The 26,151-nt window shown below is 69.8% G+C and carries 28 protein-coding genes and 2 pseudogenes; 15 read left to right on the forward strand and 15 right to left on the reverse strand.

The genetic code is table 11. The annotated features are described in order from the left end of the window. Positions 1–88 precede the first annotated feature (88 nt). Positions 89–2,806: an aconitate hydratase AcnA gene (gene acnA, locus OHO27_RS09370; protein ID WP_328422148.1), complete on the reverse strand. Its 2,718-nt coding sequence runs from the start codon at positions 2,804–2,806 to the stop codon at positions 89–91. A 272-nt stretch (positions 2,807–3,078) separates the two neighbouring features. Between acnA and argG the strand changes: the two genes are divergently transcribed. The 3 genes and pseudogenes from argG (at position 3,079) to OHO27_RS09385 (ending at position 6,499) form a co-directional block, all read left to right on the forward strand. Further along, the gene (gene argG / locus OHO27_RS09375) at positions 3,079–4,524 is read left to right on the forward strand and encodes an argininosuccinate synthase (RefSeq protein WP_328422150.1); all 1,446 of its coding nucleotides are present in this window, start codon (positions 3,079–3,081) and stop codon (positions 4,522–4,524) included. A 183-nt stretch (positions 4,525–4,707) separates the two neighbouring features. Beyond that, complete coding sequence (locus tag OHO27_RS09380; protein WP_328422152.1) at positions 4,708–4,905, forward strand: DUF4236 domain-containing protein; 198 nt, start codon at positions 4,708–4,710, stop codon at positions 4,903–4,905. Between the two features lie 65 nt (positions 4,906–4,970). Continuing rightward, positions 4,971–6,499: pseudogene (locus OHO27_RS09385) on the forward strand (helix-turn-helix domain-containing protein). Between the two features lie 376 nt (positions 6,500–6,875). Here OHO27_RS09385 and OHO27_RS09390 read toward each other — a convergent pair. Further along, on the reverse strand, positions 6,876–7,574 hold the full coding sequence (locus tag OHO27_RS09390; protein ID WP_328422154.1) for a class I SAM-dependent methyltransferase: 699 nt from the start codon (positions 7,572–7,574) through the stop codon (positions 6,876–6,878). A 79-nt stretch (positions 7,575–7,653) separates the two neighbouring features. Here OHO27_RS09390 and OHO27_RS09395 point away from each other — a divergent pair, with 79 nt between their 5' ends. The 4 genes from OHO27_RS09395 to OHO27_RS09410 all read left to right on the forward strand — a co-directional run bounded on the left by OHO27_RS09395 (position 7,654) and on the right by OHO27_RS09410 (position 10,251). After that, positions 7,654–8,649, forward strand: a complete 996-nt coding sequence (locus OHO27_RS09395; protein ID WP_328422156.1) for a helix-turn-helix transcriptional regulator — start codon at positions 7,654–7,656, stop codon at positions 8,647–8,649. 40 nt (positions 8,650–8,689) lie between these two features. Then, a complete protein-coding gene (locus OHO27_RS09400; protein WP_328422158.1) occupies positions 8,690–8,971 on the forward strand; it encodes a hypothetical protein in 282 nt (93 codons plus the stop codon). A gap of 135 nt (positions 8,972–9,106) precedes the next feature. Further along, positions 9,107–9,676, forward strand: a complete 570-nt coding sequence (locus OHO27_RS09405; RefSeq protein ID WP_328422160.1) for an SRPBCC family protein — start codon at positions 9,107–9,109, stop codon at positions 9,674–9,676. A 113-nt stretch (positions 9,677–9,789) separates the two neighbouring features. Next, entirely contained in the window at positions 9,790–10,251 is a 462-nt protein-coding gene (locus OHO27_RS09410; RefSeq protein WP_328422162.1) for a MauE/DoxX family redox-associated membrane protein, read from the forward strand. Between the two features lie 15 nt (positions 10,252–10,266). On the opposite strand, the gene OHO27_RS09415 is transcribed toward OHO27_RS09410, so the two are convergent. Further along, the gene (locus OHO27_RS09415; protein ID WP_328422164.1) at positions 10,267–10,647 is read right to left on the reverse strand and encodes a hypothetical protein; all 381 of its coding nucleotides are present in this window, start codon (positions 10,645–10,647) and stop codon (positions 10,267–10,269) included. 181 nt (positions 10,648–10,828) lie between these two features. Here OHO27_RS09415 and OHO27_RS09420 point away from each other — a divergent pair, with 181 nt between their 5' ends. Then, positions 10,829–12,397, forward strand: a complete 1,569-nt coding sequence (locus tag OHO27_RS09420) for a radical SAM protein (RefSeq protein WP_328422166.1) — start codon at positions 10,829–10,831, stop codon at positions 12,395–12,397. Continuing rightward, the gene (locus OHO27_RS09425; protein WP_328422168.1) at positions 12,394–13,200 is read left to right on the forward strand and encodes a class I SAM-dependent methyltransferase; all 807 of its coding nucleotides are present in this window, start codon (positions 12,394–12,396) and stop codon (positions 13,198–13,200) included. Before OHO27_RS09420 ends, OHO27_RS09425 begins: the two co-directional genes overlap by 4 nt. 19 nt (positions 13,201–13,219) lie before the next feature. Here the strand turns inward: OHO27_RS09425 and OHO27_RS09430 are convergent, their stop codons facing one another. Both OHO27_RS09430 and OHO27_RS09435 read right to left on the reverse strand, forming a co-directional pair. Beyond that, positions 13,220–14,290 (reverse strand): methyltransferase domain-containing protein, encoded by a 1,071-nt coding sequence (locus OHO27_RS09430; protein WP_328422170.1) that lies wholly within the window; start codon positions 14,288–14,290, stop codon positions 13,220–13,222. Between the two features lie 212 nt (positions 14,291–14,502). Further along, positions 14,503–14,628, reverse strand: coding sequence for a hypothetical protein (locus OHO27_RS09435; RefSeq protein WP_328422172.1), 126 nt, complete (start codon positions 14,626–14,628; stop codon positions 14,503–14,505). 545 nt (positions 14,629–15,173) lie between these two features. Between OHO27_RS09435 and OHO27_RS09440 the strand changes: the two genes are divergently transcribed. Next, positions 15,174–15,410, forward strand: coding sequence for a helix-turn-helix domain-containing protein (locus tag OHO27_RS09440; RefSeq protein WP_328422174.1), 237 nt, complete (start codon positions 15,174–15,176; stop codon positions 15,408–15,410). Positions 15,411–15,432: 22 nt separating this feature from the next. On the opposite strand, the gene OHO27_RS09445 is transcribed toward OHO27_RS09440, so the two are convergent. Continuing rightward, complete coding sequence (locus OHO27_RS09445; RefSeq protein ID WP_328422176.1) at positions 15,433–16,023, reverse strand: TetR/AcrR family transcriptional regulator; 591 nt, start codon at positions 16,021–16,023, stop codon at positions 15,433–15,435. 123 nt (positions 16,024–16,146) lie between these two features. Between OHO27_RS09445 and OHO27_RS09450 the strand changes: the two genes are divergently transcribed. The 3 genes from OHO27_RS09450 to OHO27_RS09460 all read left to right on the forward strand — a co-directional run bounded on the left by OHO27_RS09450 (position 16,147) and on the right by OHO27_RS09460 (position 18,498). Then, a complete protein-coding gene (locus tag OHO27_RS09450) occupies positions 16,147–16,794 on the forward strand; it encodes a peroxiredoxin-like family protein (RefSeq protein ID WP_328422178.1) in 648 nt (215 codons plus the stop codon). 206 nt (positions 16,795–17,000) lie between these two features. Then, on the forward strand, positions 17,001–17,588 hold the full coding sequence (locus tag OHO27_RS09455) for a redoxin family protein (protein WP_328422180.1): 588 nt from the start codon (positions 17,001–17,003) through the stop codon (positions 17,586–17,588). A 7-nt stretch (positions 17,589–17,595) separates the two neighbouring features. Next, the gene (locus tag OHO27_RS09460) at positions 17,596–18,498 is read left to right on the forward strand and encodes a cytochrome c biogenesis CcdA family protein (RefSeq protein ID WP_328422182.1); all 903 of its coding nucleotides are present in this window, start codon (positions 17,596–17,598) and stop codon (positions 18,496–18,498) included. Positions 18,499–18,517: 19 nt separating this feature from the next. Here the strand turns inward: OHO27_RS09460 and OHO27_RS09465 are convergent, their stop codons facing one another. The 7 genes from OHO27_RS09465 to OHO27_RS09495 form a co-directional block, all read right to left on the reverse strand. Then, positions 18,518–18,808: a hypothetical protein gene (locus tag OHO27_RS09465; RefSeq protein ID WP_328422184.1), complete on the reverse strand. Its 291-nt coding sequence runs from the start codon at positions 18,806–18,808 to the stop codon at positions 18,518–18,520. A gap of 9 nt (positions 18,809–18,817) precedes the next feature. Beyond that, positions 18,818–19,123 (reverse strand): hypothetical protein, encoded by a 306-nt coding sequence (locus OHO27_RS09470; protein WP_328422186.1) that lies wholly within the window; start codon positions 19,121–19,123, stop codon positions 18,818–18,820. Positions 19,124–19,164: 41 nt separating this feature from the next. Next, positions 19,165–20,388: an RNA polymerase sigma factor gene (locus tag OHO27_RS09475; RefSeq protein ID WP_328422188.1), complete on the reverse strand. Its 1,224-nt coding sequence runs from the start codon at positions 20,386–20,388 to the stop codon at positions 19,165–19,167. Between the two features lie 2 nt (positions 20,389–20,390). Next, positions 20,391–20,774: a YciI family protein gene (locus tag OHO27_RS09480; protein WP_328422190.1), complete on the reverse strand. Its 384-nt coding sequence runs from the start codon at positions 20,772–20,774 to the stop codon at positions 20,391–20,393. A 103-nt stretch (positions 20,775–20,877) separates the two neighbouring features. Next, the gene (locus OHO27_RS09485; protein ID WP_328422192.1) at positions 20,878–21,204 is read right to left on the reverse strand and encodes a TfoX/Sxy family protein; all 327 of its coding nucleotides are present in this window, start codon (positions 21,202–21,204) and stop codon (positions 20,878–20,880) included. After that, a complete protein-coding gene (locus OHO27_RS09490) occupies positions 21,205–22,269 on the reverse strand; it encodes an RNA polymerase subunit sigma-70 (protein WP_328422194.1) in 1,065 nt (354 codons plus the stop codon). A gap of 36 nt (positions 22,270–22,305) precedes the next feature. Next, positions 22,306–22,665 carry a nuclear transport factor 2 family protein gene (locus OHO27_RS09495; RefSeq protein WP_328422196.1) on the reverse strand — a complete coding sequence of 120 codons (360 nt, stop codon included), beginning with the start codon at positions 22,663–22,665 and terminating at the stop codon, positions 22,306–22,308. A gap of 107 nt (positions 22,666–22,772) precedes the next feature. Between OHO27_RS09495 and OHO27_RS09500 the strand changes: the two genes are divergently transcribed. Together OHO27_RS09500 and OHO27_RS09505 are read left to right on the forward strand one after the other, a co-directional pair. Beyond that, on the forward strand, positions 22,773–23,327 hold the full coding sequence (locus tag OHO27_RS09500) for a hypothetical protein (RefSeq protein ID WP_328422198.1): 555 nt from the start codon (positions 22,773–22,775) through the stop codon (positions 23,325–23,327). A 126-nt stretch (positions 23,328–23,453) separates the two neighbouring features. Further along, a complete protein-coding gene (locus tag OHO27_RS09505; RefSeq protein ID WP_443059529.1) occupies positions 23,454–24,998 on the forward strand; it encodes a SulP family inorganic anion transporter in 1,545 nt (514 codons plus the stop codon). A gap of 24 nt (positions 24,999–25,022) precedes the next feature. On the opposite strand, the gene OHO27_RS09510 is transcribed toward OHO27_RS09505, so the two are convergent. Both OHO27_RS09510 and OHO27_RS09515 read right to left on the reverse strand, forming a co-directional pair. Further along, complete coding sequence (locus tag OHO27_RS09510) at positions 25,023–25,256, reverse strand: NUDIX domain-containing protein (protein WP_328430393.1); 234 nt, start codon at positions 25,254–25,256, stop codon at positions 25,023–25,025. Between the two features lie 611 nt (positions 25,257–25,867). Next, a pseudogene (locus OHO27_RS09515) lies at positions 25,868–26,038 on the reverse strand (PucR family transcriptional regulator); the annotation flags it as partial. Between the last annotated feature and the right edge of the window lie 113 nt (positions 26,039–26,151).

Below are 26,151 nucleotides of genomic sequence, written 5' to 3' on the forward strand. Positions count from 1 at the left end.
GACATGGCGAAGGGCCGCACCCCCGTCGCCGGGGATGCGGCCCTCTACAGGCTTCTCAACTGCCCTGCCGTACCGCTTGCTTGACCGCTTACTTGCGGATCAGGGAGCGCAGCACGTACTGCATGATGCCGCCGTTGCGGTAGTAGTCGGCCTCACCGGGGGTGTCGATGCGGACGACCGCGTCGAACTCGACGCCCGTGTCGGTGCTGACCTTGACCGTGCGCGGCGTGGTGCCGTTGTTGAGCTCCTCGACGCCGGTGAAGGAGAAGGTCTCCTCGCCGGTCAGGCCGAGGGACGCGGCGCTCTGGCCCTCCGGGAACTGCAGCGGCAGGACGCCCATGCCGATGAGGTTCGAGCGGTGGATGCGCTCGTACGACTCGGTGATGACGGCCTTGACGCCGAGCAGGGCGGTGCCCTTGGCGGCCCAGTCGCGGGACGAGCCGGAGCCGTACTCCTTGCCGCCCAGGATGACGAGCGGGGTGCCCTGCTCGATGTAGTTGCGCGAGGCGTCGTAGATGAACGACACCGGGCCGTCGGCCTGGGTGAAGTCGCGGGTGTAGCCGCCTTCCGTCCCCGGCGCGAGCTGGTTGCGCAGGCGGATGTTGGCGAACGTGCCGCGGATCATGACCTCGTGGTTGCCTCGGCGCGAGCCGTAGGAGTTGAAGTCACGACGCTCGACGCCGTGCTCCGTGAGGTACTTGCCGGCCGGGGTGTCGGCCTTGATGGCGCCGGCGGGCGAGATGTGGTCCGTCGTCACCGAGTCGCCGAGCTTGGCCAGGACGCGGGCGCCGGTGATGTCGGAGACCGGGGTGGTCTCCATCGTCATGCCCTCGAAGTACGGGGGCTTGCGGACGTACGTCGACTCCGCGTCCCACTCGAAGGTGTTGCCGGTCGGGATCGGCAGGGCCTGCCACTGGGCGTCGCCCGCGAAGACGTCCTGGTAGGACTTGTTGAACATGTCCTCGCCGATGGCGTTCGCCACGACGTCGTTGACCTCGGCCTCGGAGGGCCAGATGTCGGCCAGGAAGACCGGCTTGCCCTCCTGGTCGACGCCGAGGGCGTCGCGCGTGATGTCCACCTTCATGGAGCCCGCGAGGGCGTACGCGACGACCAGCGGCGGGGAGGCCAGGTAGTTCATCTTGACGTCGGGGTTGATACGGCCCTCGAAGTTCCGGTTGCCGGAGAGGACCGAGGTGACCGCGAGGTCGTGGTCGTTGACGGCCTTGGAGACCTCCTCCGGCAGTGGGCCGGAGTTGCCGATGCAGGTGGTGCAGCCGTAGCCGACGAGGTTGAAGCCGACCTTGTCGAGGTACGGGGTCAGGCCCGCCTTGTCGAAGTAGTCGGTGACGACCTTCGAACCCGGGGCGAGGGTGGTCTTGACCCACGGCTTGCGGGTCAGGCCCTTCTCGACCGCCTTCTTGGCCACCAGCGCGGCGGCGACCATGACGTACGGGTTGGAGGTGTTGGTGCAGGAGGTGATGGCCGCGACCGTGACCGCACCGTGGTCGATCTCGTACGTCGAGCCGTCGGGGGCGGTGACGGTGACCGGGTTCGACGGGGCGCCGTTCGGGGCGACGGCCGGCGCGTCGGAGGCCGGGAAGGACTCCTGGCCCGCCTCGTCCACGGAGTCGACGTAGTTGCGGACGTCGGCCTTGAACTGCTCGGCGGCGTTCGCGAGGACGATGCGGTCCTGCGGGCGCTTCGGGCCGGCGATGGACGGGACGACCGTGGAGAGGTCCAGCTCGAGCTTCTCGGAGAAGTCCGGCTCGGCCTTCGGGTCCAGCCAGAGGCCCTGCTCCTTGGCGTACGCCTCGACCAACGCGAGCTGCTGGGCGTCACGGCCGGTCAGCTTCAGGTACTTGATGGTCTCGCCGTCGATCGGGAAGATCGCGGCGGTGGAGCCGAACTCCGGCGACATGTTGCCGATGGTGGCGCGGTTGGCCAGCGAAGTGGCGGCGACGCCCTCGCCGTAGAACTCGACGAACTTGCCGACGACGCCGTGCTTGCGGAGCATCTCGGTGATGGTCAGCACGAGGTCGGTGGCGGTGGTGCCGGGCTTGAGCTCACCGGTCAGCTTGAAGCCGACGACGCGCGGGATGAGCATGGAGACCGGCTGGCCGAGCATCGCGGCCTCGGCCTCGATGCCGCCGACGCCCCAGCCGAGGACGCCGAGGCCGTTGACCATGGTGGTGTGCGAGTCGGTGCCGACGAGGGTGTCGGGGTAGGCCTGGCCGTTACGGACCATGACCGTGCGCGCCAGGTGCTCGATGTTCACCTGGTGGACGATGCCGGTGCCGGGCGGGACCACCTTGAAGTCGTCGAAGGCGGTCTGGCCCCAGCGCAGGAACTGGTAGCGCTCGCGGTTGCGGCCGTACTCCAGCTCGACGTTCTGCGCGAAGGCGTCGTTGGTGCCGAACTTGTCGGCGATGACGGAGTGGTCGATGACCAGCTCGGCCGGGGAGAGCGGGTTGACCTTCGCGGGGTCGCCGCCGAGCTCCTTCACGGCCTCACGCATGGTGGCGAGGTCCACGACACAGGGCACGCCGGTGAAGTCCTGCATGATCACGCGGGCCGGCGTGAACTGGATCTCCTGCGACGGCTGGGCCTGGGAGTCCCAGCCGCCGAGGGCGCGGATGTGGTCGGCGGTGATGTTCGCGCCGTCCTCGGTGCGGAGGAGGTTCTCCAGCAGCACCTTCAGGCTGTAGGGGAGGCGCGCGGAGCCCTCGACCTTGTCCAGCCGGAAGATCTCGTACGACTCGTCGCCCACCTGCAGCGTGCTGCGGGCGTCGAAGCTGTTCGCCGACACGACAGTCTCCTTCATTGATGTGCGCGTACCACCACGATCCTGCCGCCACGGCTACTTGGCCGATCCGCTAAGGTAAGGCTAAGTTAGGTAACCCTTACCGTCAGACCGGTGGCGCCGCGCGGCTGCGGTGCACCTCGGCAGATATCTCGATGTCGAGATAACTCTAGTACATGGGGCCGGGATGGTCATGCCCAGGGCTTCGGCATGCCTCCTTTTCCTGGGTTTCACAGGCCCCCATTGCATGACCATGCGAGATGATGCATACTCTTCCTATGAGCAAGGTCCTCACCTCCCTCCCCACCGGCGAGCGCGTCGGCATCGCCTTCTCCGGCGGCCTCGACACTTCGGTCGCGGTTGCCTGGATGCGCGACAAGGGCGCCGTCCCGTGCACCTACACCGCCGACATCGGCCAGTACGACGAGCCCGACATCGCCTCGGTGCCCGGCCGTGCGAAGACCTACGGCGCCGAGGTCGCGCGCCTGGTCGACTGTCGCGCGGCGCTGGTCGAGGAGGGGCTGGCCGCGCTGACCTGCGGCGCGTTCCACATCCGCTCGGGCGGGCGGGCGTACTTCAACACCACGCCGCTCGGCCGCGCGGTCACCGGCACCCTGCTCGTACGCGCGATGCTCGAGGACGACGTCCAGATCTGGGGCGACGGCTCCACCTTCAAGGGCAACGACATCGAGCGGTTCTACCGCTACGGCCTGCTCGCCAACCCGAAGCTGCGGATCTACAAGCCCTGGCTGGACGCGGACTTCGTGACCGAGCTCGGCGGCCGCAAGGAGATGTCGGAGTGGCTGGTCGCGCACCAGCTGCCCTACCGCGACAGCACGGAGAAGGCCTACTCCACCGACGCCAACATCTGGGGCGCCACCCACGAGGCCAAGACGCTGGAACACCTGGACACCGGCGTCGAGACCGTCCAGCCCATCATGGGTGTGCGGTTCTGGGACCCGTCGGTCGAGATCGCCCCCGAGGACGTGACGATCGGCTTCGAGCAGGGCCGCCCGGTCACCGTCAACGGCAAGGAGTTCGCCTCCCCCGTCGACCTGGTGATGGAGGCCAACGCCATCGGCGGCCGCCACGGCCTCGGCATGTCGGACCAGATCGAGAACCGGATCATCGAGGCCAAGAGCCGCGGCATCTACGAGGCGCCCGGCATGGCCCTGCTGCACGCCGCGTACGAGCGCCTGGTCAACGCGATCCACAACGAGGACACCCTCGCCCAGTACCACAACGAGGGCCGGCGCCTCGGCCGCCTCATGTACGAGGGCCGTTGGCTGGACCCGCAGGCGCTGATGATCCGCGAGTCGCTGCAGCGGTGGGTCGGCGCGGCCGTCACCGGCGAGGTCACCCTGCGCCTGCGGCGCGGCGAGGACTACTCGATCCTCGACACCACCGGCCCGGCTTTCAGCTACCACCCGGACAAGCTGTCCATGGAGCGCACCGAGGACTCCGCGTTCGGCCCGGTGGACCGGATCGGCCAGCTCACCATGCGCAACCTCGACATCGCCGACTCGCGCGCCAAGCTGGAGCAGTACGCCGGGATGGGCCTCATCGGCACCGGCAGCCCCGCCGTCGGCGCCGCCCAGGCGGCCGCGACCGGTCTGATCGGCAGCATGCCGGAGGGCGGCGCCGAGGCCATCGCCTCGCGCGGCGAGGTCTCCGAGGAGGACGCGCTGCTGGACCGCGCCGCGATGGAGTCCGGCACGGACTGATCGAGCACGGACGGATCGGGCACGGACCGATCCGGCACGAGGGAACGGACCACCGGGAAGGCCGGCTGGGCGCTGTGTGCGCCTAGCCGGCCTTTCGCTGCCCCGCTCTTTCCGACATGCCATCAGTTCGCCAAGTCGGGGTAACCGAGAGGTACGCATCACGACCCCGAAAGGGAGGCGTCCATGCCCCTCACATTCCGCAAGAGTTTTCGGATCCTGCCCGGTGTACGGCTGAACATCAACCGGCACTCCTGGTCCCTCACCACCGGTGGCAAGCACGGGCCGCGCCGCACACACAGCAGCACCGGACGTCGTACGACATCGATGGATTTGCCCGGACCTTTCGGGTGGCGCCGCACCCGTAACGCCAGGCGGCGTTGACGGCCCATCACCCGAATGGACCCCCCTGGGATGTCTCATCTCATATCTGAGATAGCCTCAACCTCATGGCAGACGACTACCTCGTACGCATCGGCAGGCTCATCCGTGACGCCCGGCAACACCGTGGCTGGACACAGACGCAGCTGGCCGAGGCGCTCGGCACCTCACAGAGCGCCGTCAATCGCATCGAGCGCGGCAACCAGAACATCAGCCTTGAGATGATCGCTCGAATCGGTGAGGCCCTCGACAGCGAGATCGTGTCGCTGGGCTACGCCGGTCCGATGCATCTGAGGGTCGTCGGCGGACGTCGGCTGTCCGGTTCCATCGATGTCAAGACCAGCAAGAACGCCTGTGTGGCCCTGCTGTGCGCCTCGCTGCTCAACAAGGGGCGCACAGTGCTGCGCCGGGTCGCCCGCATCGAGGAGGTGTACCGCCTTCTGGAGGTGCTCAACTCCATCGGCGTGCGCACCCGTTGGGTCAACGACGGCGTCGACCTGGAGATCGTGCCGCCGGCCGAGCTGGACATGGGCGCCATCGACGCCGAGGCGGCCGTCCGCACCCGCTCCATCATCATGTTCCTCGGCCCGCTGCTGCACCGCATGAGCCACTTCAAGCTGCCGTACGCCGGCGGCTGCGACCTCGGCACGCGGACCATCGAGCCGCACATGATCGCCCTGCGCCGGTTCGGCCTGGACGTCGCGGCGACCGAGGGGCAGTACCACGCCGTGGTGGACCGTGGCGTACGTCCCGACCGGCCGATCGTGCTGACCGAGCGCGGCGACACCGTGACCGAGAACGCTCTGCTGGCCGCCGCTCGGCACGACGGCGTCACGGTCATCCGCAACGCCTCGTCCAACTACATGGTCCAGGACCTCTGCTTCTTCCTGGAGACGCTCGGCGTCCGGGTCGAGGGCATCGGCACGACCACGCTCACGGTCCACGGCCTAGCGGACATCGACGTGGACGTCGACTACTCCCCCTCCGAGGACCCGGTCGAGGCGATGAGCCTGCTGGCCGCCGCCGTGGTCACCGAGTCGGAGCTGACGGTGTGCCGCGTGCCCATCGAGTTCCTGGAGATCGAGCTGGCGGTCCTGGAGGAGATGGGCCTCGACCACGACCGTACGCCCGAGTACTTCGCGGACAACGGCCGTACCCGGCTGGTGGACCTGACCGTCCGGCCCTCAAGCTGGAGGCGCCGATCGACAAGATCCACCCGATGCCGTTCCCGGGCCTGAACATCGACAACGTCCCGTTCTTCGCGGCCATCGCCGCCGCCGCGCAGGGCAAGACGCTGATCCACGACTGGGTCTACGACAACCGCGCGATCTACCTGACGGACCTCAACCGCCTCGGCGGCCGACTGCAGTTGCTGGACCCGCACCGCGTCCTGGTCGAGGGCCCGACCCGCTGGCGCGCCGCCGAGATGATGTGCCCGCCCGCCCTGCGGCCCGCCGTGGTCGTGCTGCTGGCGATGATGGCGGCGGAGGGCACGTCCGTGCTGCGCAACGTCTATGTCATCAACCGCGGTTACGAGGACCTCGCGGAGCGGCTGAACTCCATCGGGGCGCAGATCGAGATCTTCCGGGACATCTGAGCGGACGCTGCCGCCACACCACCCCGTTTGACCTGTACGGATGTGGGCCAGGAGGGGGTGCCGGCGGCACCTCTGGGACTCCCGCCCGAGGCACTACGCCGCCAGTACTTCACCAGGACGCGCGCCTGGTCGCTCTTTCTCTGGAAGGGGCTCGCCCGCTACTACACCGCACGGTCGACGGGCGGACCGGAACGCGGCCTGGTACTACCCGCACCCGAGCCCGCTGGCCCGCGCCCGTGCCGGCCGTCGCCCGTGCCGGGCAGCGGCCGGAATCGGTCACCGTGTGGCTGGGTGGTCCTGTAGCCGGGCGTCGGCGGGCGGGGCCGCCGGGTGTTGGCCATGCTCGGCACCAGGCCGTCTGCCCCGGGAACCCGGGCTACTTCTGGGCTGACACGCTCGGGTGAGCGAGTTCGATGCCGACTCTTCCGCCGATCCGCAGTGCCATGGTGCGGGTCGGCTCCACGGTGAAGCCTGATGCGGCGATCCGCTGCGACACGGCGTCGCTGACGTTGTCGCGCAGCTGTTCGTGCATACGACGCCGCATCCCGCCCCGTCGGCGCCCTCGGCCGTGCCCGTGGTCATGCCCGTGGTCGTCGAGCACCGCGTCGGCCAGGACCAGCAGCCCCTCGGGCCGCAGCACCCGGCGTACTTCGGCGAGCAGCGCGTCCTTCGACGTGCTGTCCAGGTGGTGCAGCATCAGGCTGGAGAAGACCCGGTCGAACGAGCCGTCGCCATAAGGCAGTTCCTGCGCGAACCCGCGGTCCAGCCGTACGGTGAGGCCTGCCCGCCGGGCCTTGCGCCCGGCGCGGGCCAGCGCCTTCGGGTCCGGGTCCAGCCCGACGAGGTCCACGTTCCGGTGCCGCTGACCGGTCGCCCGGAGCAGGTTCCCGGTGCCGCAACCGACGTCCAGCACTCGGTGCCCGTCCCGCAATGCGGCCAGGGTGATCATCTCCTGGTGGATCTTGCGCAGCCCGACCACATGGTGCGCCACGTCGTAGAGCGGCGTCAGGAAGTGCTTGCCCAAGCCCGGGATGTACTCGGGCTCGGTACGTGCCTGAGACAGTTTTTCGGTCATGCCTTCAGTCTGACCCCGCCGGAGGCTGCGGACCTGTACCGATCCGTGGCTCCAGTGGGACGATTCGATGGTGAGGACCGTGCGAACCGCGCCCAGCCGGGACCGGCCGGCTACCTACTCGATGCAGCCGGCACCCGGCGAGCTGCCCGTGGCGACCTGGCGGCTGGAGCACGGCTGGGAGAGCACCGGCTGGGAGAGCACCAGCAGCTTCGAGGAGCACGCGCACGACTTCCCCGGCCTGGCGTACTTCCAGACCACCGGCGGGCTGCTGCGCACCGGCCGGCGGGCCTGGCCGATCGAGGCCGGCGACCTGTTCGTGATCGCGCCCGGCGACGTGATGGGCCAAATCCACGCCACCGACCTGACCCACGCCCGCGGCTGGGGCGTGTTCTTCACCGCCGACGCGCTCGGCCCGGACGTCCCCGGCGCCCACCTGGCCTGGCGCACCCACCCTCTGCTGTTCCCGTTCGTCCGCGGAGGGGCGATCGGCGCCCTGCGGGTGCGGGTGCCCGAAGCGGACCGGCCCGAGTGGACCGCCCGGATCCAGGCCCTGCACGACGAACTGGCGCAGCGCCGGGATGGCTACCGGGAGGCCGCGCTGGCCCACCTGACGCTGATGCTGGTCGGAGTGTCACGGCTCGCCGCTGACGTCGTGGGCGACCTGCGCGAGAACCGGGAACCACTGCTCGCCGAGGTGTTCGAGGTCATCGAGCAGCGCTACCCACAACCGCTGTCTCTGCGCGACGTGGCCGCCGCGGTCGGCATCTCCCCGGGCCACCTCACCTCGACGGTACGCCGACGGACCGGACGTACGGTGCAGGAGTGGATCACCGAGCGGCGGATGGTGCAAGCCCGGCGGCTGCTGGCCGCGACCGTACTGCCAATCAGTGAGATAGGCAGGCAGGTCGGCTTCCCGGACGCCGGCTACTTCGCCCGCACCTTCGGCAAGGTGCACGGAATGAGCCCCGCACAGTGGCGGCGAGCCGGCGCCGATCCCGGAAGCAGGCCGAGACGCCAAGAGGTCGCGCAATCAGGCGGCCGACAGGGCGGCGTTGAGGGCATGCGCTCCAGCTAGGCTCAGAAGATCACTGTCCTCGGCCCGCTGCGAGGGAGCCATGGCCGTCACATACTTGATGCTCGCGCGGCTACCTCAAGGGGGCTTGGGCGCCTTCGACGCCTATGAAAGCGCCGTTCTGCCACTCCTTGCCGAACATGGAGGACGTCTTGAGCGCCGGCTGCGCACACTGGACGACCAGGTCGAAGCCCACCTCATCACCTTTCCCACCAGCCAGGACCTCGCTGCCTACCGGGCGGATCCCCGGCGTTCTGCCGCTGCACCACTGCTGGAGTCGTCAGGGGCAGCGGTCGAACTGCTCGCGGTGCGCGACGTTCAGTGACGGGGTGCAGCGTCAAGGGGAGGCAGGGCACAGGTCCCGTGATCACGGAAGTGCAACCTTGGGCCGCTGCCGAACGAGACCACGAATCGCCCGCCACTGCACCGTCACGGTCGAGGGCGAGCCCGAGGGCACGTCGTGAGCCGCCGCCTGGTCCGGACGGCAGCCTGGACGGCGACCGCGGCAGCCGTGGCCGTCGGCGGATACGCCGGGCTGGTCAGCGGGGCGCTGCCGGTCGACCTGGGCGTGGGCCGACGCGTCAGACCACTCGGGCCGCAGGCCCTGGACATCACGGCACCCCGGGACGTCGTCTTCGACGTGATCGCCCAGCCGTACCTGGGCCGCACCACCCGGGCCATGCGGGAGAAGGTGCGAGTTCTCGAGCGCGGCAGCGACATGGTGCTGGCCGCCCACTCCACGCCCCTGGGCGGACGGTGGAAGGCGGTGACGGTGGAGACGGTGCGGTTCAGCCGGCCTGAGCGCGTCGACTTCCGCCTCGTGCGCGGGCCGGTCCCGTACGTCGTGGAGTCGTTCACCCTGGCCGAACTGCCCGCGGGGACCCGCTTGTTGTACGAAGGGGAGATGGGCACCGACCTGTGGCGGGCTGGAGCCTGGTGGGGTGAGAAGGTGGCCGGCCGCTGGGAGGCGACCGTCGCCGGATCGCTCGCCGCCGTCAAGCTGGAGGCGGAACGCAGGGCCCGCCGCTGACCGGCAGGAGCCGTCAAGGCGTCGCCGGGCCGCCGATGGTGCCGTGAGGCGGGTGCCGGTTCGGTGAGCGCGCTTACAGTTCCCGGCCGCTTTCCGGCCGTAGCGTGCGGGACATGGTGCTGCGGATCGTGCTGGGTGCGCTGTTCGTCGCGATGGCGGCCGGGCAGCTTGCGTCCTTCCGGCGGATGCCGGGCATTCTGGCCGCGTACGGGTTGGTCTCGGGGGCGGGCGCGACCGCGCTCGCTGTGGCACTGATCGCGGGCGAGCTGGGGTGCGGGGTGTGGTTCCTGGCCCGCCCGCGATCCCGCGCGAGGGTGCAGGTGTGGGTGTTCACCGGCGTCGCGGTGGTGTGGGCGCTGCTGGCGGCACAGGCGTACGCACGCGGGCTCACCGTGGCCAACTGCGGCTGCTTCGGCCGCTATCTGCCCCAGCGGCTGAGCTGGTTCGTGCTGGTCCAGGACGCACTGCTGCTGCTCTACGCCGGTCTGCTGCTGCGCGGCAGCGCGGCTGCGCCTGTCGGCGCGGGTGGTGCCGACAACAGGGATGGGCTGCGCAATGAGGAGGCGGACGTGTGATGTCCGGGCGGCGTTTCACACTCCGGTGTGCGCGGGACTCTTGGGCTGCTGGTCGCCGGGCTGGTGATGGTGCTGTGCTGCGCCGGCCCGCTGCTCCTGGCGGGCCGGGCACTCGGCGCCGTCGGCGGTGTGCGCGGGACTCTTGGGCTGCTGGTCGCCGGGCTGGTAATGGTGCTGTGCTGCGCCGGCCCGCTGCTCCTGGCGGGCCGGGCACTCGGCGCCGTCGGCGGTGTGCGCGGGACTCTTGGGCTGCTGGTCGCCGGGCTGGTAATGGTGCTGTGCTGCGCCGGCCCGCTGCTGCTGGCAGGCGGCGCCGTCGGCGGGGCGCTGCGCAACCCGTGGCTGATCACTGTCGGCGCGGTGATGGCCGCGATCGCTGTCGCCTGTGCCCTGCACTGCCGCGCCCGTCGCCGACGGGGCGCCGGACCCGAGGACTGCTGCTCATCCGTACCGCCCTCCTCCAGCACCGTCGGCGACAGCGAGCGGAACGCCGCGGGCCCGGGAGCCACCCCACGCCGCGAAGCTGTCCAATCCAAGCCGAACCGCCGACCCCGTCTCGACGGAGTGAGGAGTACCGATGACCCAGGCATCCGCGCCCCGGCGCAAGGTGGACCGCGACGAGGTGTTCGTCGAGTTCACCAAGTCGATCTGCCCGCTGTGCAAGACACCCGTCGACGCGCAGGTCAACATCCGTGACAACAGGGTGTACTTGCGTAAACGCTGCTGCGAGCACGGCGAGTTCGAGGCACTCGTGTACGGGGACGCGGAGGAATACGTGTCCTCGGCCCGGTTCAACAAGCCCGGCACAATCCCGCTCACCTTCCAGACCGAGGTGAAGGACGGCTGCCCCAGCGACTGCGGACTTTGCCCCGAACACAAGCAGCACGCCTGCCTCGGGATCATCGAGGTCAACACCGGCTGCAATCTGGACTGCCCGATCTGCTTCGCCGACTCCGGACACCAAGGCGACGGCTACTCGATCACGCATGATCAGTGCGAGCGGATGCTGGACGCGTTCGTGGCCTCGGAGGGCGAGGCGGAGGTGGTGATGTTCTCCGGCGGGGAACCCACCATCCACAAACACATCCTGGACTTCATCGACCTCGCCCAGGCCCGCCCCATCAAGAACGTCACCCTGAACACGAACGGCATCCGCCTGGCCACCGACCGCACCTTCGTCGCCGAGCTGGGCAAACGCAACCAGGCACCGGGCCGATCCGTGAACATCTACCTCCAGTTCGACGGCTTCGACGAGCGCACCCACCTGGAGATCCGCGGCCGGGACCTGCGTACGTTCAAGCAGCGGGCCCTGGACAACTGCGCGGAAGCCGGGCTGACCGTCACCCTCGTCGCCGCCGTCGAACGCGGCCTGAACGAACACGAGCTGGGGGCGATCATCGAGCACGGCATCGACCACCCCGCCGTACGCTCCGTGGCCTTCCAGCCGGTCACCCACTCCGGCCGGCACGTGGAGTTCGACCCGCTGAACCGGCTCACCAACCCCGACGTCATCAAGCTCATCAACGCCCAGCGCCCCGGGTGGTTCCAGAAGGGCGACTTCTTCCCCGTACCCTGCTGCTTCCCGACCTGCCGCTCCATCACCTACCTCCTCGTGGACGGCGAGCCCGGCAACCGCACCGTCGTGCCGATCCCGCGGCTGCTGAACGTGGAGGACTACCTCGACTACGTCACCAACCGGGTCATGCCCGACGCCGGAATCCGCGAGGCCCTGGAGAAGCTGTGGTCAGCCTCAGCGTTCATGGGCACCGAGACCACCGATGAGCAACTGCGGGCCACCGCCGAGGCCCTGGACTGCGCGGACGCGTGCGGCATCGACCTGCCGCAGGCCGTGAAGGACCTCAGCGACAAGACGTTCATGATCGTGGTGCAGGACTTCCAGGACCCCTACACCCTCAACGTCAAGCAGCTGATGAAGTGCTGCGTCGAGGAGATCACCCCCGACGGCCGGCTCATCCCGTTCTGCGCCTACAACTCCGTCGGCTACCGCGAACAGGTCCGCGAGCAGATGTCCGGCGTGCCCATCGCCCCGGTCGTCCCCAACGCCCTGCCGCTCGCCGACCGCCTCACCACGACACCGTACGGATCAAAGACCGTCCATGCCGCAGACGAGGGGTCCTCGTCGTGACCGAGCACCCCACGGGGGAGCAGATGAAGGCGTGCTGCGCCGCCGCGTACTCCTCCGACGTCGTCTCCCTGCTGCTCGGCGACTCCTACCACCCCGGCGGATCCGCCCTGACCCGCCGCCTCGCCGACGCGCTCGCCCTCACCCCGGCCGCGCGGGTGCTCGACGTGGCCTGCGGACGCGGAACCACCGCGCTGCTGCTCGCCGACGCCTACGGCGCCGAGGTGGACGGGGTCGACTATTCCGCCGCCAACATCGCCCTGGCCCAAGGCGCGGTCCAGGCCGCAGGGCTCGCCGGCAGGGCTCGCCTCACCACGGGGGATGCCGAGCGCCTGCCCTACCCCGATACCGTCTTCGACGCCGTGGTGTGCGAGTGCGCGCTGTGCACCTTCCCCGACAAGGCGCGGGCCGCAGCAGAGTTCGCCCGGGTTCTCCGGCCCGGCGGCCGGCTCGGCATCACGGACGTCACCATCGCCCCGCCGCGCCTCCCGCCCGAACTCACCGGGCTCGGCGCCCGCATCGCCTGTATCGCCGACGCCCGGCCGCTTCCGGAGTACGGCGAGATCCTGGCCGCCGCGGGCCTGCGCACCGTACGCACCGAGCGACACGACCAGGCGATGCTGCGGATGATCGACCAGATCGAGGCCAGGCTGAACCTGCTGCGCATGACCGCGCGAGACAAACTCGCCACCGCCGGCCTGGACCTCGACGCCGCCCCCGCCGTCCTGCAGGCGGCCCGCACCGCCGTTTCCGACGGGGCCCTCGGCTACGCCCTCCTCGTGGCGGAGAAGTCCCCAGCAGCGTAAGCACGTTGTGACATGTGACCTACGGTTTGATGTCGTAGAGGACGTTGAAAGGGTCATCAGCCGTGGACCGGGCCACCTCGCTGAAGCCCGCCTCGGCGCACATCTCGCGTACGACCGCCTCGGACATACCGCACGTTCCCAGGGCTGCCCCGCCGCTCGCCAGGGACGTGGTCATGCAGTAGAAGACGCTGAACCCGTAGAACATCGCGGCAACAGGGCCCACGTTGTCCTCGGGGCGGTCCTCGCAGTTGATCTCCAGCATCAGGTAGTCGCCGTCGTCCTTGACCGCGGCCCTGATGGCGGCGAGCAGCCGCTTCGGCTGCGCCGCGTCGTGGACGACGTCGAAGGTGGTGACGAGGTCGTAGCGCCCGGGAAGCCCCTGGGCCACATCGCCGATCTCGAAGGTCACGCGGTCGGCAACACCGGCCTTCTCCGCGTTCGCCCGGGCACGTTCCACCTGGCCGGGGAAGCTGTCGAACCCCGTGAAACGGGAGCGGGGGAACCTCTCGGCGAGCACGATCTGGGCACGGCCCGCCCCGCAGCCGATGTCCGCCACGTCGATGCCGCGCTCCAGCTTTTCGACGACATGGGGGAAGGTGCTCAGCCAGTCGTCGACCATCGCACTCTCGAACCAGCTGCCCGTGAAACGGCTCATGCCGTCCCACAGGATGTCCGGGTAGTCGCTCTGCCGTACGCCTCCCCCTCTCCGGAACGCCTCGATCAGTCGTTCGTACGGCGCCATGGCAGCGGGCATCATCTGGTACACGCCGCCGAGGAACATGGGCCCGTTCTCGTCGGCCAGGGCGGGCGCGTGCTCGGCGGGAAGGGTGAAGCGCCCAGGCTCCGGCTCCTTCAGATAGCCCGCCGCGGTCATACCGCGCAGCCACTCACGTACGTAACGCTCATTCAGTTCCAGACGGTCCGCGAGCTCCTGACTGCCGACGGGGCCGCCCACCGCGAGGTCCTTGAACAGGCCCAGACGATCGCCCGGATGGCACAGACCGGTGATCATCGTCCCGCTGATGTCCCCGAGCGCCTTCTCCATGAAGGCTTCGACCATTGCCTCGTCCAATTCGTCCTGTGCCGCCACAGTGTCCCTCCTGGCCGAGCACGATCGCGGAGTACGACCGGCCAGGAAAGCCAAGCACCGGGCTGCTCCCTCGCCTCGCCGCCACGACGCACGGCGTGGCCCAGGCCGGTTCGCCTCACCCGATCCGAGCATCTGACGCGCACCCGAGAGGCAACCGCGGCGGCCCCAGGCGTCGGCAACAACATCGGCCCAGCCCACCTCGGGACAGCCGCTCACAGTTCGGCGGCCGGCCCGAAGGTGGCGAAGACCTCCTCGTTCCTGGAAACCACGTTGCGGCTGATGCCCGCTGCGGTCACGGTGAAGACCCGCAGGGTGTGCAGTCGATACGCCCCCCTCACCGCGCACGCTGGCGGGGACGGCGGGCTGCCCGTTGGCGGCTGTGGGGAGCATGCGCCAGTCGGTACCGCGCAGGGCGAAGACCCGGGCGGTGAAACCGGCGTACACCTCCCGGCCGTTGCGACCGGTTGGTGCGCGCCAGCACCGACCTCAGGTTGCTGAACCCGGCCGACCCCGGCCGACCCCGGCTGGACCCACCACACCGGGGTTCGCCGCACCCCCAGCCCTGTGGAAACAGCTCGCCGACGCCCTGCCGACCCTGCCCGGGCCGGCATGAACAGGGCGATCACATCCGACGCGGCCACCGTGCACCTCGCATCCCTGCTGCACGCCGCCGCCGAAGAGCGCACCAAGGACTACTGGGAGCGGTACATGAAGGGCACTGCCCGCTGTCGGGGCGTGCCCATGGCCGGGATGGGCATGCCGGTCTTCGACGCTTCCTCCTCGCCGACCCACGTATCTCCGCGTCACCGAAATTCTCGGCCGCCGCCTCGCCGACCTCGAACAGCGCCTGTCCGACAGCGTGTTCAAGACCGTTGCCCAGCGTGTGGCCACCACACTGGCCACGCTCACCGCCGCCCAGCCGCCTTCCAACCCGCTACGGCCAGGGGGTCGGCACCCGCAGATCGCCCTCACCCACGAACGGCTCGCCGCCCTCGTCGGCACCTCCCGCGAGACCTGCACCAAGGTCCTGCGCGACTACGCCGACCACGGCCTGATCCGCCTCGCCCGCGGACGCATCACTGTCCTCGACCCGGCCCGCCTCAAGGACGAAGCCGGATGACCCCGATCGCCGACAAGGGCGGCTACGCAGTGCTCAGCGAGCCCAGGGCCGCGGTCACGGTCTTCGTCAGCTCCCGGGCGTCGGCTCCGGCACGCGAGCGCAGGTTCACGCCGTAGGCGAGCAGCGCCAGCAGGTCGGCCGCGGCGCCCAGGTCGGTGCCGGGGGCGAGTTGCTGCTCGGCCCGTGCGGTGACAAGTGCCTCGTACAGCGCCTCCCGCAGCATGCGGTGGTGCTGGTCGAGGGCGGTCCGGACTTCGGCGTCGCCGTTCTCCGCACCGGCGTGGGCATTGGAGACCATGCAGCCCCAGCGGGCGTACGGGCCGGAGCAGCGCGCCTCGATCAGCGCGGCGAAGAAGTCGGCGACAGCGGGCAGTCCGCGCCCGTCCCCGGCCAGGCGCCGGAACGCCGGCTCCGAGCAGTCCTCCAGGTACCGGCGCAACGCGGCGCGGTACAGCTCCTGCTTGCCGCCGAAGGTGGCATACAGGCTGGAGCGGTTGAGGCCGGTCGCCGTCACGACGTCCTGGATCCCGGTCGAGGCCACGCCCTGCCGCCAGAACAGCCGCATCACCTTCTCCAGAACCGTGTCCGGATCGAAGTGCTTGATGTCCGGCATGCCACACCCCGCCATCCTGAAATAAGGGTTCCAAGATACCGCCACTCCCGCTATCTTGAAACGGTCGTTCCGAGATGACCGGCACTACCGAGACGCCCCGGCGCCCCCAGGAGGAACCCGCCCATGACCCTCAACGCCGAGCTGCGCGCCTTCTACGAAGCCCGCCAGCAGCAGATCCCCGCCGAGATACGCGACATCATGCAGCGGGCCGGCCAGGAACTCGCCGATTCGGGCCGCGCCGAGCACGCCCTGACCGTCGGCGACCGGGCCCCCCGGTTCACGCTGCCCACCGCGACCGGACGGCACCTGGCCCTGGATGACCTGCTGGCCGAGGGCCCCGTCGTACTGACCTTCTACCGCGGCGCCTGGTGCCCGTACTGCAACATCGCCCTGCGCGCCCTCCAGCAGCACCACGACGCCATCACCGCACGCGGCGCCCACCTGGTGGCCGTCTCCCCGCAGATCGCCGACGAGTCCCTCACCCTGACCGAGAAGCACGGCCTCGCCTTCGACGTCCTCAGCGACCTCGGCTCCGACACCGCCCAGCAGTACGGCCTCGCCTTCGACCTCCCCGACGACCTCGCCGCCGTCTACGACAAGCTCGGCTTCGACCTCCAGCGCGTCAACGGCGGTCACCCACGCACCCTGCCGCTCCCCGCCACCTACGTCATCGACCGCGACGGCACCATCCGCTGGGCCTTCGTCAACACCGACTACACCGCCCGCGCCGAGCCAGTCGACATCATCACCGCCCTCGACACCCTGGACTGAGCACGGTTCGCCGGACCGCCGGACACGGACGACGACCTGCCGCTTCATGCCTCGGCGCGGCAGAACCGGCGTCGTGCACGGCAGGCTGCGACGGCGTGCGAAGGACACCGCAGGCTGACGTCACCGAACCGTAAGCCCTCCGCCCCGCGCGCACCGGCCCCGTCGGCCATACAGTCACAGCCGATCCCGACCCGCAGGAGTCCGCCATGCGCGCCCGCACTCTGCTCCCGGCCGTCCTGGCCGCCGCCTTGCTCACCGTCACCGGGTGCGGCTCCGAGGGTGGTACCGACTCCGGCGGCGATGCCCAGGCCGCACCGCCGAAGACGGCGTCTTCTGCCCCCGAGTCGACTGCCTCGGGCGAGGGTGAGGGCGACAGCGGGACGCAGGTCCCCGAGGCCCTGAACTTCTCCGGCACTACGGTGGACGGCAAGCCGTTCGACGCGAAGTCCCTCGCGGGTAAGCCCACGGTGCTGTGGTTCTGGGCCCCGTGGTGCCCCAAGTGCCGCGCCCAGGCCGCCGAGACGGCCAAGGTCGCCGCCGACTACGCGGGCAAGGCTCACGTCCTCGGCGTCGCCGGCCTCGACAAGAACGCGGCCATGATGGACTTCGTAGCCGAGACCGGCACCGACTCCTTCCCGCACCTCTCGGACGAGGCGGGCGAGGTGTGGAAGCGGTTCGAGGTCACCGAGCAGAGCCGCTACGTCATCCTCGACAAGGACGGCAAGACCGTCTACGAGGGCGTGCTGCCCGCTGGCGAGGGGCTGGCCGAGAAGGTCGCCGGGCTCACCGGCTGAACCCGCCATGACCGACCTGCCGCTCGCCCTCGCGCTCAGCGCCGGGATGCTCGCAGCCGTCAACCCGTGCGGCTTCGCCCTGCTCCCCGCCTACCTGTCGCTGCTCGTCCTCGGCGACGACTCCCCCAGGCGTACGGTCGCGGTCGGCCGGGCGCTGACCGCCACCGCGGCTATGACGATCGGGTTCGCCGCGCTCTTCGGCGTGTTCGGCCTGGCCGTCCAGCCCGTCGCGGGGCAGGTGCAGGAGCATCTGCCCTGGTTCACCATCACCTTCGGGCTCCTCATGGCGATGGCCGGCACCTGGCTGCTCGCGGGTCGTCAACTGCCCACTCTGGCCCCGAAACTGCGCCGCGCGCCGACCGTGACCCGCTCGCTGCCCTCGATGGCGCTCTTCGGCATGGCGTACGCGACCGCCTCCCTCGGCTGCACCATCGCCCCGTTCCTCGCCATCGTCGTCTCCGCCTTCCGCAGCGGCTCGACCGGCGAGGGCATCGCCCTGTTCGCCGCGTACGCGGGCGGGATGGGCCTGATCGTCGGCGTCGCCTCGCTGACCGTCGCCCTCACCCGCGCCACCGCCGTCACCCGCTTGCGCCGCCTCGGCGCGATCGCACCCCGGCTCGGCGGCGGACTGCTCCTGTGCGTGGGCGCGTACGTCGCGTACTACGGCTGGTATGAGATCCGCGTCCAGCGCGACCCCACCACGCAGGACGCCGTCGTCGACGCGGCAGGGGCCGTCCAGCGCGGCATCGCCGAGACGCTGGACAGCGTCGGCCCCTCGGTGATCGCTCTCGTCTTCGCGACCCTGTTCGTCACGACCCTGGCGCTCATCCGTTTCCGGCGGGCCCGAGGGGCCCGCCGGTCACCTGGTACGGACACCGGCGCCGAGTCGACGGCCGGCCACACCCCCTGAACGCGGGGCGACCGAGAGGTCAGACGGTCATGGTGGGCGCGTCGAAGTGCACATAGTGGGCCAGATCCCGCGGCGACTGAATGTACCGCCGGGTGGCGAAGTGCCGCTCGTCCGGCTCGGGTTCGGAGCCGTTCTGTACCTCCAGCCAGTCGCCCCAGGTGGTCAGGTGGTCGCGCGGGCGGACCAAGGTGTCCTGCCGCTGCGGGATCAGCAGCGTGCCGTACGGGATGTCCTTGAGCAGGAACTGCGAGAGATACGGCCCGACCAGGTCGCCGCGGGTGTCGCCGCGGAAGATGGTCTGCGGGGTCACCTGGCCGTACTACTTCGGCGCCCGGAAGTCCTCAAGGCCGCTCAGTTCGGTGGCCGCCTCGGCGACCAGGTCGCTGTCGCCGAACCGGGTGAACAGCACGTCGCGGCACAGCGCCATCCAGTACAGCTCGACCGTCTCGGCGGAGTTCTGCGCGCTATCGATACGCGGCGCAGGCGGTACGGACAGCGCCTGAGCGTCCGGGCCCTGCGGGTCGAAGGCCAGTCCGGCCTGCGGATTGACCAGTTTGCGGGTGTCCCCGAGCGGGCGGTTCCTGGGGCAGTCGCCACGCCGGCCGGGGGCGACACATCCATACATTCAAGCATGGGCATGACAGGGGAACGTGGCCGACGGTGCGCTCAGCGTCCCGTCCGGCCGCCGTGTCTGAGGAAGTTCCGCTCGGCGTCGGTCGGTGCAAGGGCGGCTGCTCGCTCGTAGGCGGCCGTGGCCTCTTCGTCACGGCCCAGCCGGCTCAGTAGATCTGCTCGGGTGGCGTGGAAGGGGTAGTAGGTGTCCAGGTCCAGCTCGTCCACCAGGGCGAGGGCGGTCGCGGGGCCCTGTACCTCAGCGATGGCGATGGCGCGGTTGAGGGCCACGACGGGTGTGGGGGTGAAGGCGAGCAGCTGATCGTAAAGGGCGGCTATCTGCGGCCAGTCGGTCTGCGCCGCTGTCGGGGCGGCCGTGTGTACGGCGTTGATAGCGGCCTGGAGCTGATACACGCCGGGTTGGTTGCGGCGCAGGCAGCCGCGGACGATGGCCTGGCCCTCCTCGATCAGGGACGGGTCCCATCGGCTGCGGTCCTGGTCGCCGAGCAGGACGAGGGAGCCGTCGGGACCGGTGCGGGACGGGCGTCGGGACTCGGTCAGCAGCAACAGGGCCAGCAGACCGGCCACTTCCGGTTCGTCCGGCATGAGGTCCGCCAGGAGCCGGGCCAGCCGGATCGCCTCCGCGCACAGGCCCCGACCGGCCGGGCCGGCCGGTTCGGCAAGCCCCGCGTTGTAGACGAGGTAGACGACGGCCAGCACCGGGCGCAGTCGGTCGGGCAATTGGTGTTCCTGCGGCACCCGGTAGGGAATGCGAGCTGCCTTGATCTTGCGCTTGGCCCGCACGAGACGCTGTGCCATCGCCGCCTCGGCCACCAGGAACGCATCGGCGACCTCCGCCGTCGACAGGCCGCCGAGCAGCCGCAGTGTGAGTGCCACCTGGGCCTCGGTGGACAGGGCCGGATGACAGCAGGTGAAGATCAGACGCAGCCGGTCGTCCTGCACAGCTTCCCCCTCCGCCGGCAAGCCGGGATCGTCGTCAGCGGGCGAGAGCGCCGCCACCTCGCCGAGCAGTTCCCGCTCCCGCGCGGCGCGGCGCAGGCGGTCGATGGCGGCGTGGCGGGCGGTCGTGGTGATCCAGCCGCCCGGGTTCGGCGGCACGCCGTCGCCCGGCCATTTGCGCAGGGCGGTGGCGAACGCGTCCTGGACGGCGTCTTCGGCGAGGTCGATGTCGCCGAAGACGCGGATCAGTGTGGCCACCACCCGGCCGGACTGCTCGCGGAAGATCCGTCCGGCCACGGCCTGATCGATGGCCGGCAAGGTCAGGCTCCCGGTGCGGGCTGGGGCTTGTCCGCGAAGCCTGCGAACGGGCGGACCTCGATCGGTGTCTGGATGAGGGCGGTGACCTTCGCCGCCCAGGCGAGCGCGGCGTCGAGGTCGTCGGCCTCGATGATGTAGAAGCCGCCCAGATGCTCCTTCGACTCCGCGAAAGGCCCGTCGGTGGTCAGCACCTCACCACCGGCGACACGCACCACGGTGGCGGTGTCGGGCTCGTGCAGCCGGCCGGAGAACACCCAGGCACCAGCCGACTCCATCTCCCTCTCCAGCGCACCGAGCCGCAGGTGGGACTGCCGCATCTCCTCGGCGCTCATCGGCGCTCGCGCCTCGCCTGCGCCGCTATGGACCGACAACAGATAACGCGTCATGGTGATTCTCCCGGTCAGGAGGCAGGCACTTCCCACCTCTCACCATCGCTACGAACGGGCCCTCCGCACATCGACAGGCTCTGCGAGAAACGGCCGCCCCGCCCTATTTGGGCGGCAAGGTACGGGCGAAGTCAGCCGCACGCGACACCCACTCGTCGAGCGCCGGCCCGGCCAGCGCCTCGGGGCCGACGAACACCATGGACCTACTGTTCCGGCCCGTGAAGTCCATGGGCCGCACGCCGGGCCGCGCCAGCGCCTCGACGGCTCCCTCCGGCCCGAGCCGGATCATGAGTTCGTCGTGGACGACGCCGCAGAACATGTGGCCGCCGAGCAGGAAGGCCAGTCCGCCGAACATCTTGCGTTCGCTGACCTCGCCCACTGGCGGCAGGACTTCCCTGATCCGCTCCGCGAGGGTCTCGTCGTAAGACATCTACGCCTCCGGTACATCTTCGTCTGAGAGGTGGTCGGGCAGGCCGAACAGCGGGAAGAGGGCGGGGTCGGTGAAGCCGGTGATCTCGGTGATCGCGTCTGTGTCCACGGTGAGGACCATGATCCCGTACGCGGTAGCCCTCGTCCCGCTGTAGTCGCGGACGTAGGCCGCAAGGGCCGGCTGGTGGTTGGCCCGGGTCGGCACGAGTCTGATCCGGGTGAGGTCGCCGCCGGCGGGGACGGTGGCGAAGAAGGAGGCGAGCGCGAGCCGCCCGCGGTAGACCATCGGATAGGGCGGCATCGTCAGCAGCACGTCGTGGCTGAGCAGCGCGACCAGCCCGTCGATATCGCCGTCCTGCCAGGCGGCGGTGAACCGCTCGACGAGCGCGGACTGCTCGGCGCGCGTCGGCACCCGGCCGCCGCTGCTCAGGCGTCCGCTCGCCCGGTGCCGGTCCAGCGTTGCGCGGGCCCGCTGCAGGGCGCTGTTCACCGAGGCGGCGCTGGTGTCCAGGAACGCGGCGGTCTCGGCCGCCGTAAAGCCGAGCACGTCGCGGAGCAGCAGTACCGCCCGCTGCCGGGCAGGCAGGAGCTGAAGGGTGGCGAGGAAGGCCAGCTGAACGCTCTCGCGCAGTTCGTAGCGGGCGGTCGGGTCGTCGCGGTCGTCGAGCTGGTCGAGGAGTGTGTCCGGGTAGGGCTCCAGTGCGACCACCTCCACGTCGTCGGCGTTGGCGGGCGGCGATGCCTGCGGCCCGGCCAGGACGGGCGTGGTCCGGGCCCGGGTGCGGGTGGTGAGGCAGCGGTTGGTGGCGATGCGGTACAGCCATCCCCGCATCGCCGACCGGCCCTCGAAGGCGCCCAGGTGACGCCAGGCGCGCACCAGGACCTCCTGCATGACATCCTCCGCGTCCTGCACCGAGCCGAGCATCCGGTAGCAGTGAACGTGCAGTTCCCGCAGGTGCGGACCGACCAGGGCCCGGAAGGCGTCCTCGTCGCCCGCACGGGCGGCCGCCAGCAGTACGCCCTCGGACGCGGCTGCCGCCGACGGCTCCCCTGTCACTGCGTCCATGCGCTCACGCTACGCCGGGCCGGTGCCCCGGCCAGGTCAGCCACCCTGAGCCATGGCGGCGCGCAGAGCCTCGGCATCGTAGATCAACTCACCTCGGACGATCTTCCCGTCCTCGATCTCGAGAATCTCCGCAGACGTCATCGGCGGCACGGGCAGGCTCATCTCCCAGTCGATGACCGAGCAGACGCGGCTGCCGTCCACGAACTGATGGCGGACGGCGAAGCGAGTGACCAACGGGCCCGCCTGTGCGGCCATCGCCCGGTAACCCGCGGCCGACTCGAAACTGGCCACCGGCCCACGGAACTCGAAATCGTCCGCCAGCGGCACACCGCTGAAATCGCCCTTTCCGCTGATCCACGCGTCGCAGTAGGCGTCCACAATGTCCTGGATTGTCATGACCCCTCCAGCTACCAGATCACGGGACCACGCACATGGGCCCCCACCCGTACCGACCCCAGCAGGTGCCGCAAATTCATCGGTTCGTTGGGGGGCTTCCGACAGGCGTGACTTGGGCGGGCTGTGGAGCGTGGCCCAGGGTTCCATCGCCTACGAGGGCGCGGGTCGAGCCGCTGGAGCCGGGCCTCGGCTACACCCTCGGCAGCTCCCTTCGCCGCACCGTCCTGTCCTCGATCCCGGGTGCGGCGGTCACATCCATCCGCATCGACGGCGTTCTGCACGAGTTCACCACCGTGCCGGGCATCAAGGAGGACGTCACCCGTGGCAACTATTCGGCTACACGCCCAACCGCTGGAAATCTTCCCTGTGTTGAAGCGCGGTCTGGAACTGATCACGCGAGCCCGCATCCTGCTGCCGACCGCCTGTCAAGCTCCGACCGCTGTCCGCGGTGCTACCGTCCTCGCGCAGGCACCCGTGGACGCAGCCCAGGCCGGGGTAGGCGGGCCCGCGAGGGCCGAGTTCATCGCAGCCACCGCGGCGCGCTGAGCACCCGTGACCGTCAGCCGTGTCGGGGCCGACGATGCCCCCGGCGAAGACCGATGCCCAGAGGAGAGAGCGTGCGCATGCACATGACGCCCAGCGCCGCCGCCTGCCCGCCGTGATCCTTCGCCTTTGAGCAGCGCCCGGAGTTCTCGCTCGCGCCCGCTGCTGCCTTCTGACTTCAGCCCGCCGTACGTGGGCTTCGCGGATGGCTGTCCCGGCTTTCCCGCGTCTTCTCGCACGCCGCCATGGATATTGGGCGTGCCCGAGCACGACAGGTACTTGTCTTGTCTACGTCCGCACTGTCCCCGGCCGCGCGACTGCGCGGCCTGCGCCCCGACTGGCTGTCCGACCCGAAGGTCTGGCGCACCGAGGTCCTGGCAGGCCTGGTGGTCGCGCTCGCGCTGATCCCCGAGGCGATCTCGTTCTCCATCATCGCGGGGGTCGACCCGGCGATCGGCCTGTTCGCCTCCTTCACCATGGCCGTGACCATCTCGATCGTCGGCGGACGCCGCGCGATGATCTCCGCGGCCACCGGTGCTGTCGCCCTGGTCATCGCCCCGCTCAACCGCGAGCACGGCCTGGGCTACTTGGTCGCCGCCGTCATCCTGGCCGGCGTCATTCAGATCGCCCTTGGCGCGCTCGGCGTCGCAAAACTGATGCGGTTCGTGCCCCGCAGCGTGATGGTCGGCTTCGTCAACGCCCTCGCCATTCTGATCTTCATGGCCCAGGTCCCCGAAATGCACGACGTGCCCTCGGCCGTCTACCCGCTGATCATCGCCGGCCTGGCCCTCATGGTGTTCTTCCCGAAGATCACTACCGTGATCCCGGCGCCGCTCGTGTCCATCGTCATCCTCACCGTCATCACGCTCGCCGCCGGCATCGCGGTGCCGACCGTGGGCGACAAGGGCGACCTGCCGTCCTCCCTGCCGATACCGGGCCTGCCCGACGTGCCCTTCACGATGGACACCCTCACCACCATCGCCCCCTACGCCCTCGCCATGGCGCTGGTCGGCCTGATGGAATCGCTGATGACCGCAAAGCTGGTCGACGACATCACCGACACCCACTCCTCCAAGACCCGTGAGTCCATCGGGCAGGGCATCGCCAACATCGTCACCGGCTTCTTCGGCGGCATGGGCGGCTGCGCCATGATCGGCCAGACGATGATCAACGTGAAGGTGTCGGGCGCCCGCACCCGCCTGTCCACGTTCCTCGCGGGCGCATTCCTGATGGTCCTGTGCATCGTCTTCGGCCCGGTCGTCTCCGACATCCCCATGGCGGCCCTGGTCGCGGTGATGGTCATGGTGTCCTTCGCGACCTTCGACTGGCACTCCATCGCCCCGAAGACCCTCAAGCGGATGCCCACCGGGGAAATCGCCGTCATGGTCATCACCGTGGCCTGCGTGGTCTCCACCGACAACCTCGCCATCGGTGTCGTCGTGGGCTCCATCACCGCCATGGTGATCTTCGCCAAGCGCGTCGCCCACCTCGCGAACGTCACCGCGGTCACTGACCCCGACGGCACCCAGGTCGTCTACTCCGTCACCGGCGAGCTGTTCTTCGCCTCCTCCAACGACCTCGTGGGCCACTTCAACTACGCCACCGACCCCGACAAGGTCGTCATCGACCTGATCGCCGCCCACATCTGGGACGCGTCCTCCGTCGCCGCCCTCGACGCGATCGAGACCAAGTACAAGCAGCGCGGCAAGACCGTCGAGATCATCGGCCTGAACCAGCCCAGCGCCCAGATCCACGAAAAGCTCAGCGGCGAACTCGTCGGCAACCACTGACCAATCCCGAGGGCCGCCGTGGAGTCATGAGCGCCTGCGGCGGCCCTCACTGCTTCTGCTCTCGAGGCGCGCACAGAACACTCCTGGCTTGAGTTCTGACCTCGCCGTTGAGGGTGGGAGAAGCCGGGGCCGGTCGGGCGCGAGTTCGAAGCCCGCGTAACCGATGAACCGTAACGGTCCGTCGGGCTCCTGACCGCTCTCCTCCCGCAACTCGCGTGCGGCCGCCTGACGAGCGGACTCGCCGAACGCTGCCGGCAGCGGCGCGTCGCACGGTGGTGCCCCTTCGGCTCCGCGCGCGAAGAGGCCAAGGCGTTGCCGCGATCGTCCGCTACGAGGGGTGGCACTTGGGAGTGAGGCACCTCGCTACGATTCCCGGTCCATCGCCGGGAAGTGGCGGCACCACTGAAAGTCAGGCCCGAGCGCATCCAGAACTCCGCTCAGGAACAGCCGTGGCGGATGCACATCCGACCGTCTGACGGGACTCGGAGGGCTGCAGAGCCCGGCCAAGGGAGGGCCACGGCTGCTCAGGACGAGCCGCGGTCCGACCGACCATGCAATGTGTGGCGCTGGGCGATCCGAGAAACGTCCCGCTGGAAGTCGATGGTGGCAGGAGCCACTGTCGCTCTGCTCCTCTCCCTCAGCGGCTGGCGGGCAGCCGGCTTCGCCGCTGTCGCGTGGTCGGTGCTCGCCGGGGCGCTCGTCGCCTACGTCTTCAGCTTGCCCAACCGGCCCGAAGCGGAAGGGGCCGCGGACCGGAACGGTGGACATCGTTGAACCAGTCCCGGTCACGAGTTGGTCGGAGAAGCCCCAGAGTCCGCCCATAGTCGCTTGCAGGAACATCTCGGCTCCTGGGTCGGAGTCGTCGGCCATCACACTTCGTTGTCCGGCCGGCCCAGGAGCCGGGCGCCGATCACGGCGGTCTGCAGGGTGTAGCGGTGGACGGAGTCGGCCGGGTTGGCGCCCGTGAGTCGGTGGATGCGCTCCAGGCGATAAGTGAAGGCGCGCACTAGGGCCCGCAGCCCGAGGCCCCCCTCGGCGGCTTGCTCTCCACGGGCCCGCAGGGACTCGACTCCAACTCGTCCCGGGTGAGGCGGCGGCACATCGGAGTGGTGAGAGAGTCCGGCATGAACAGCGCGTTGGGGAGCGGTCCCTC

Origin of the sequence: Streptomyces sp. NBC_00443 (assembly GCF_036014175.1) — a bacterium.
GTDB lineage: Bacteria > Actinomycetota > Actinomycetes > Streptomycetales > Streptomycetaceae > Streptomyces.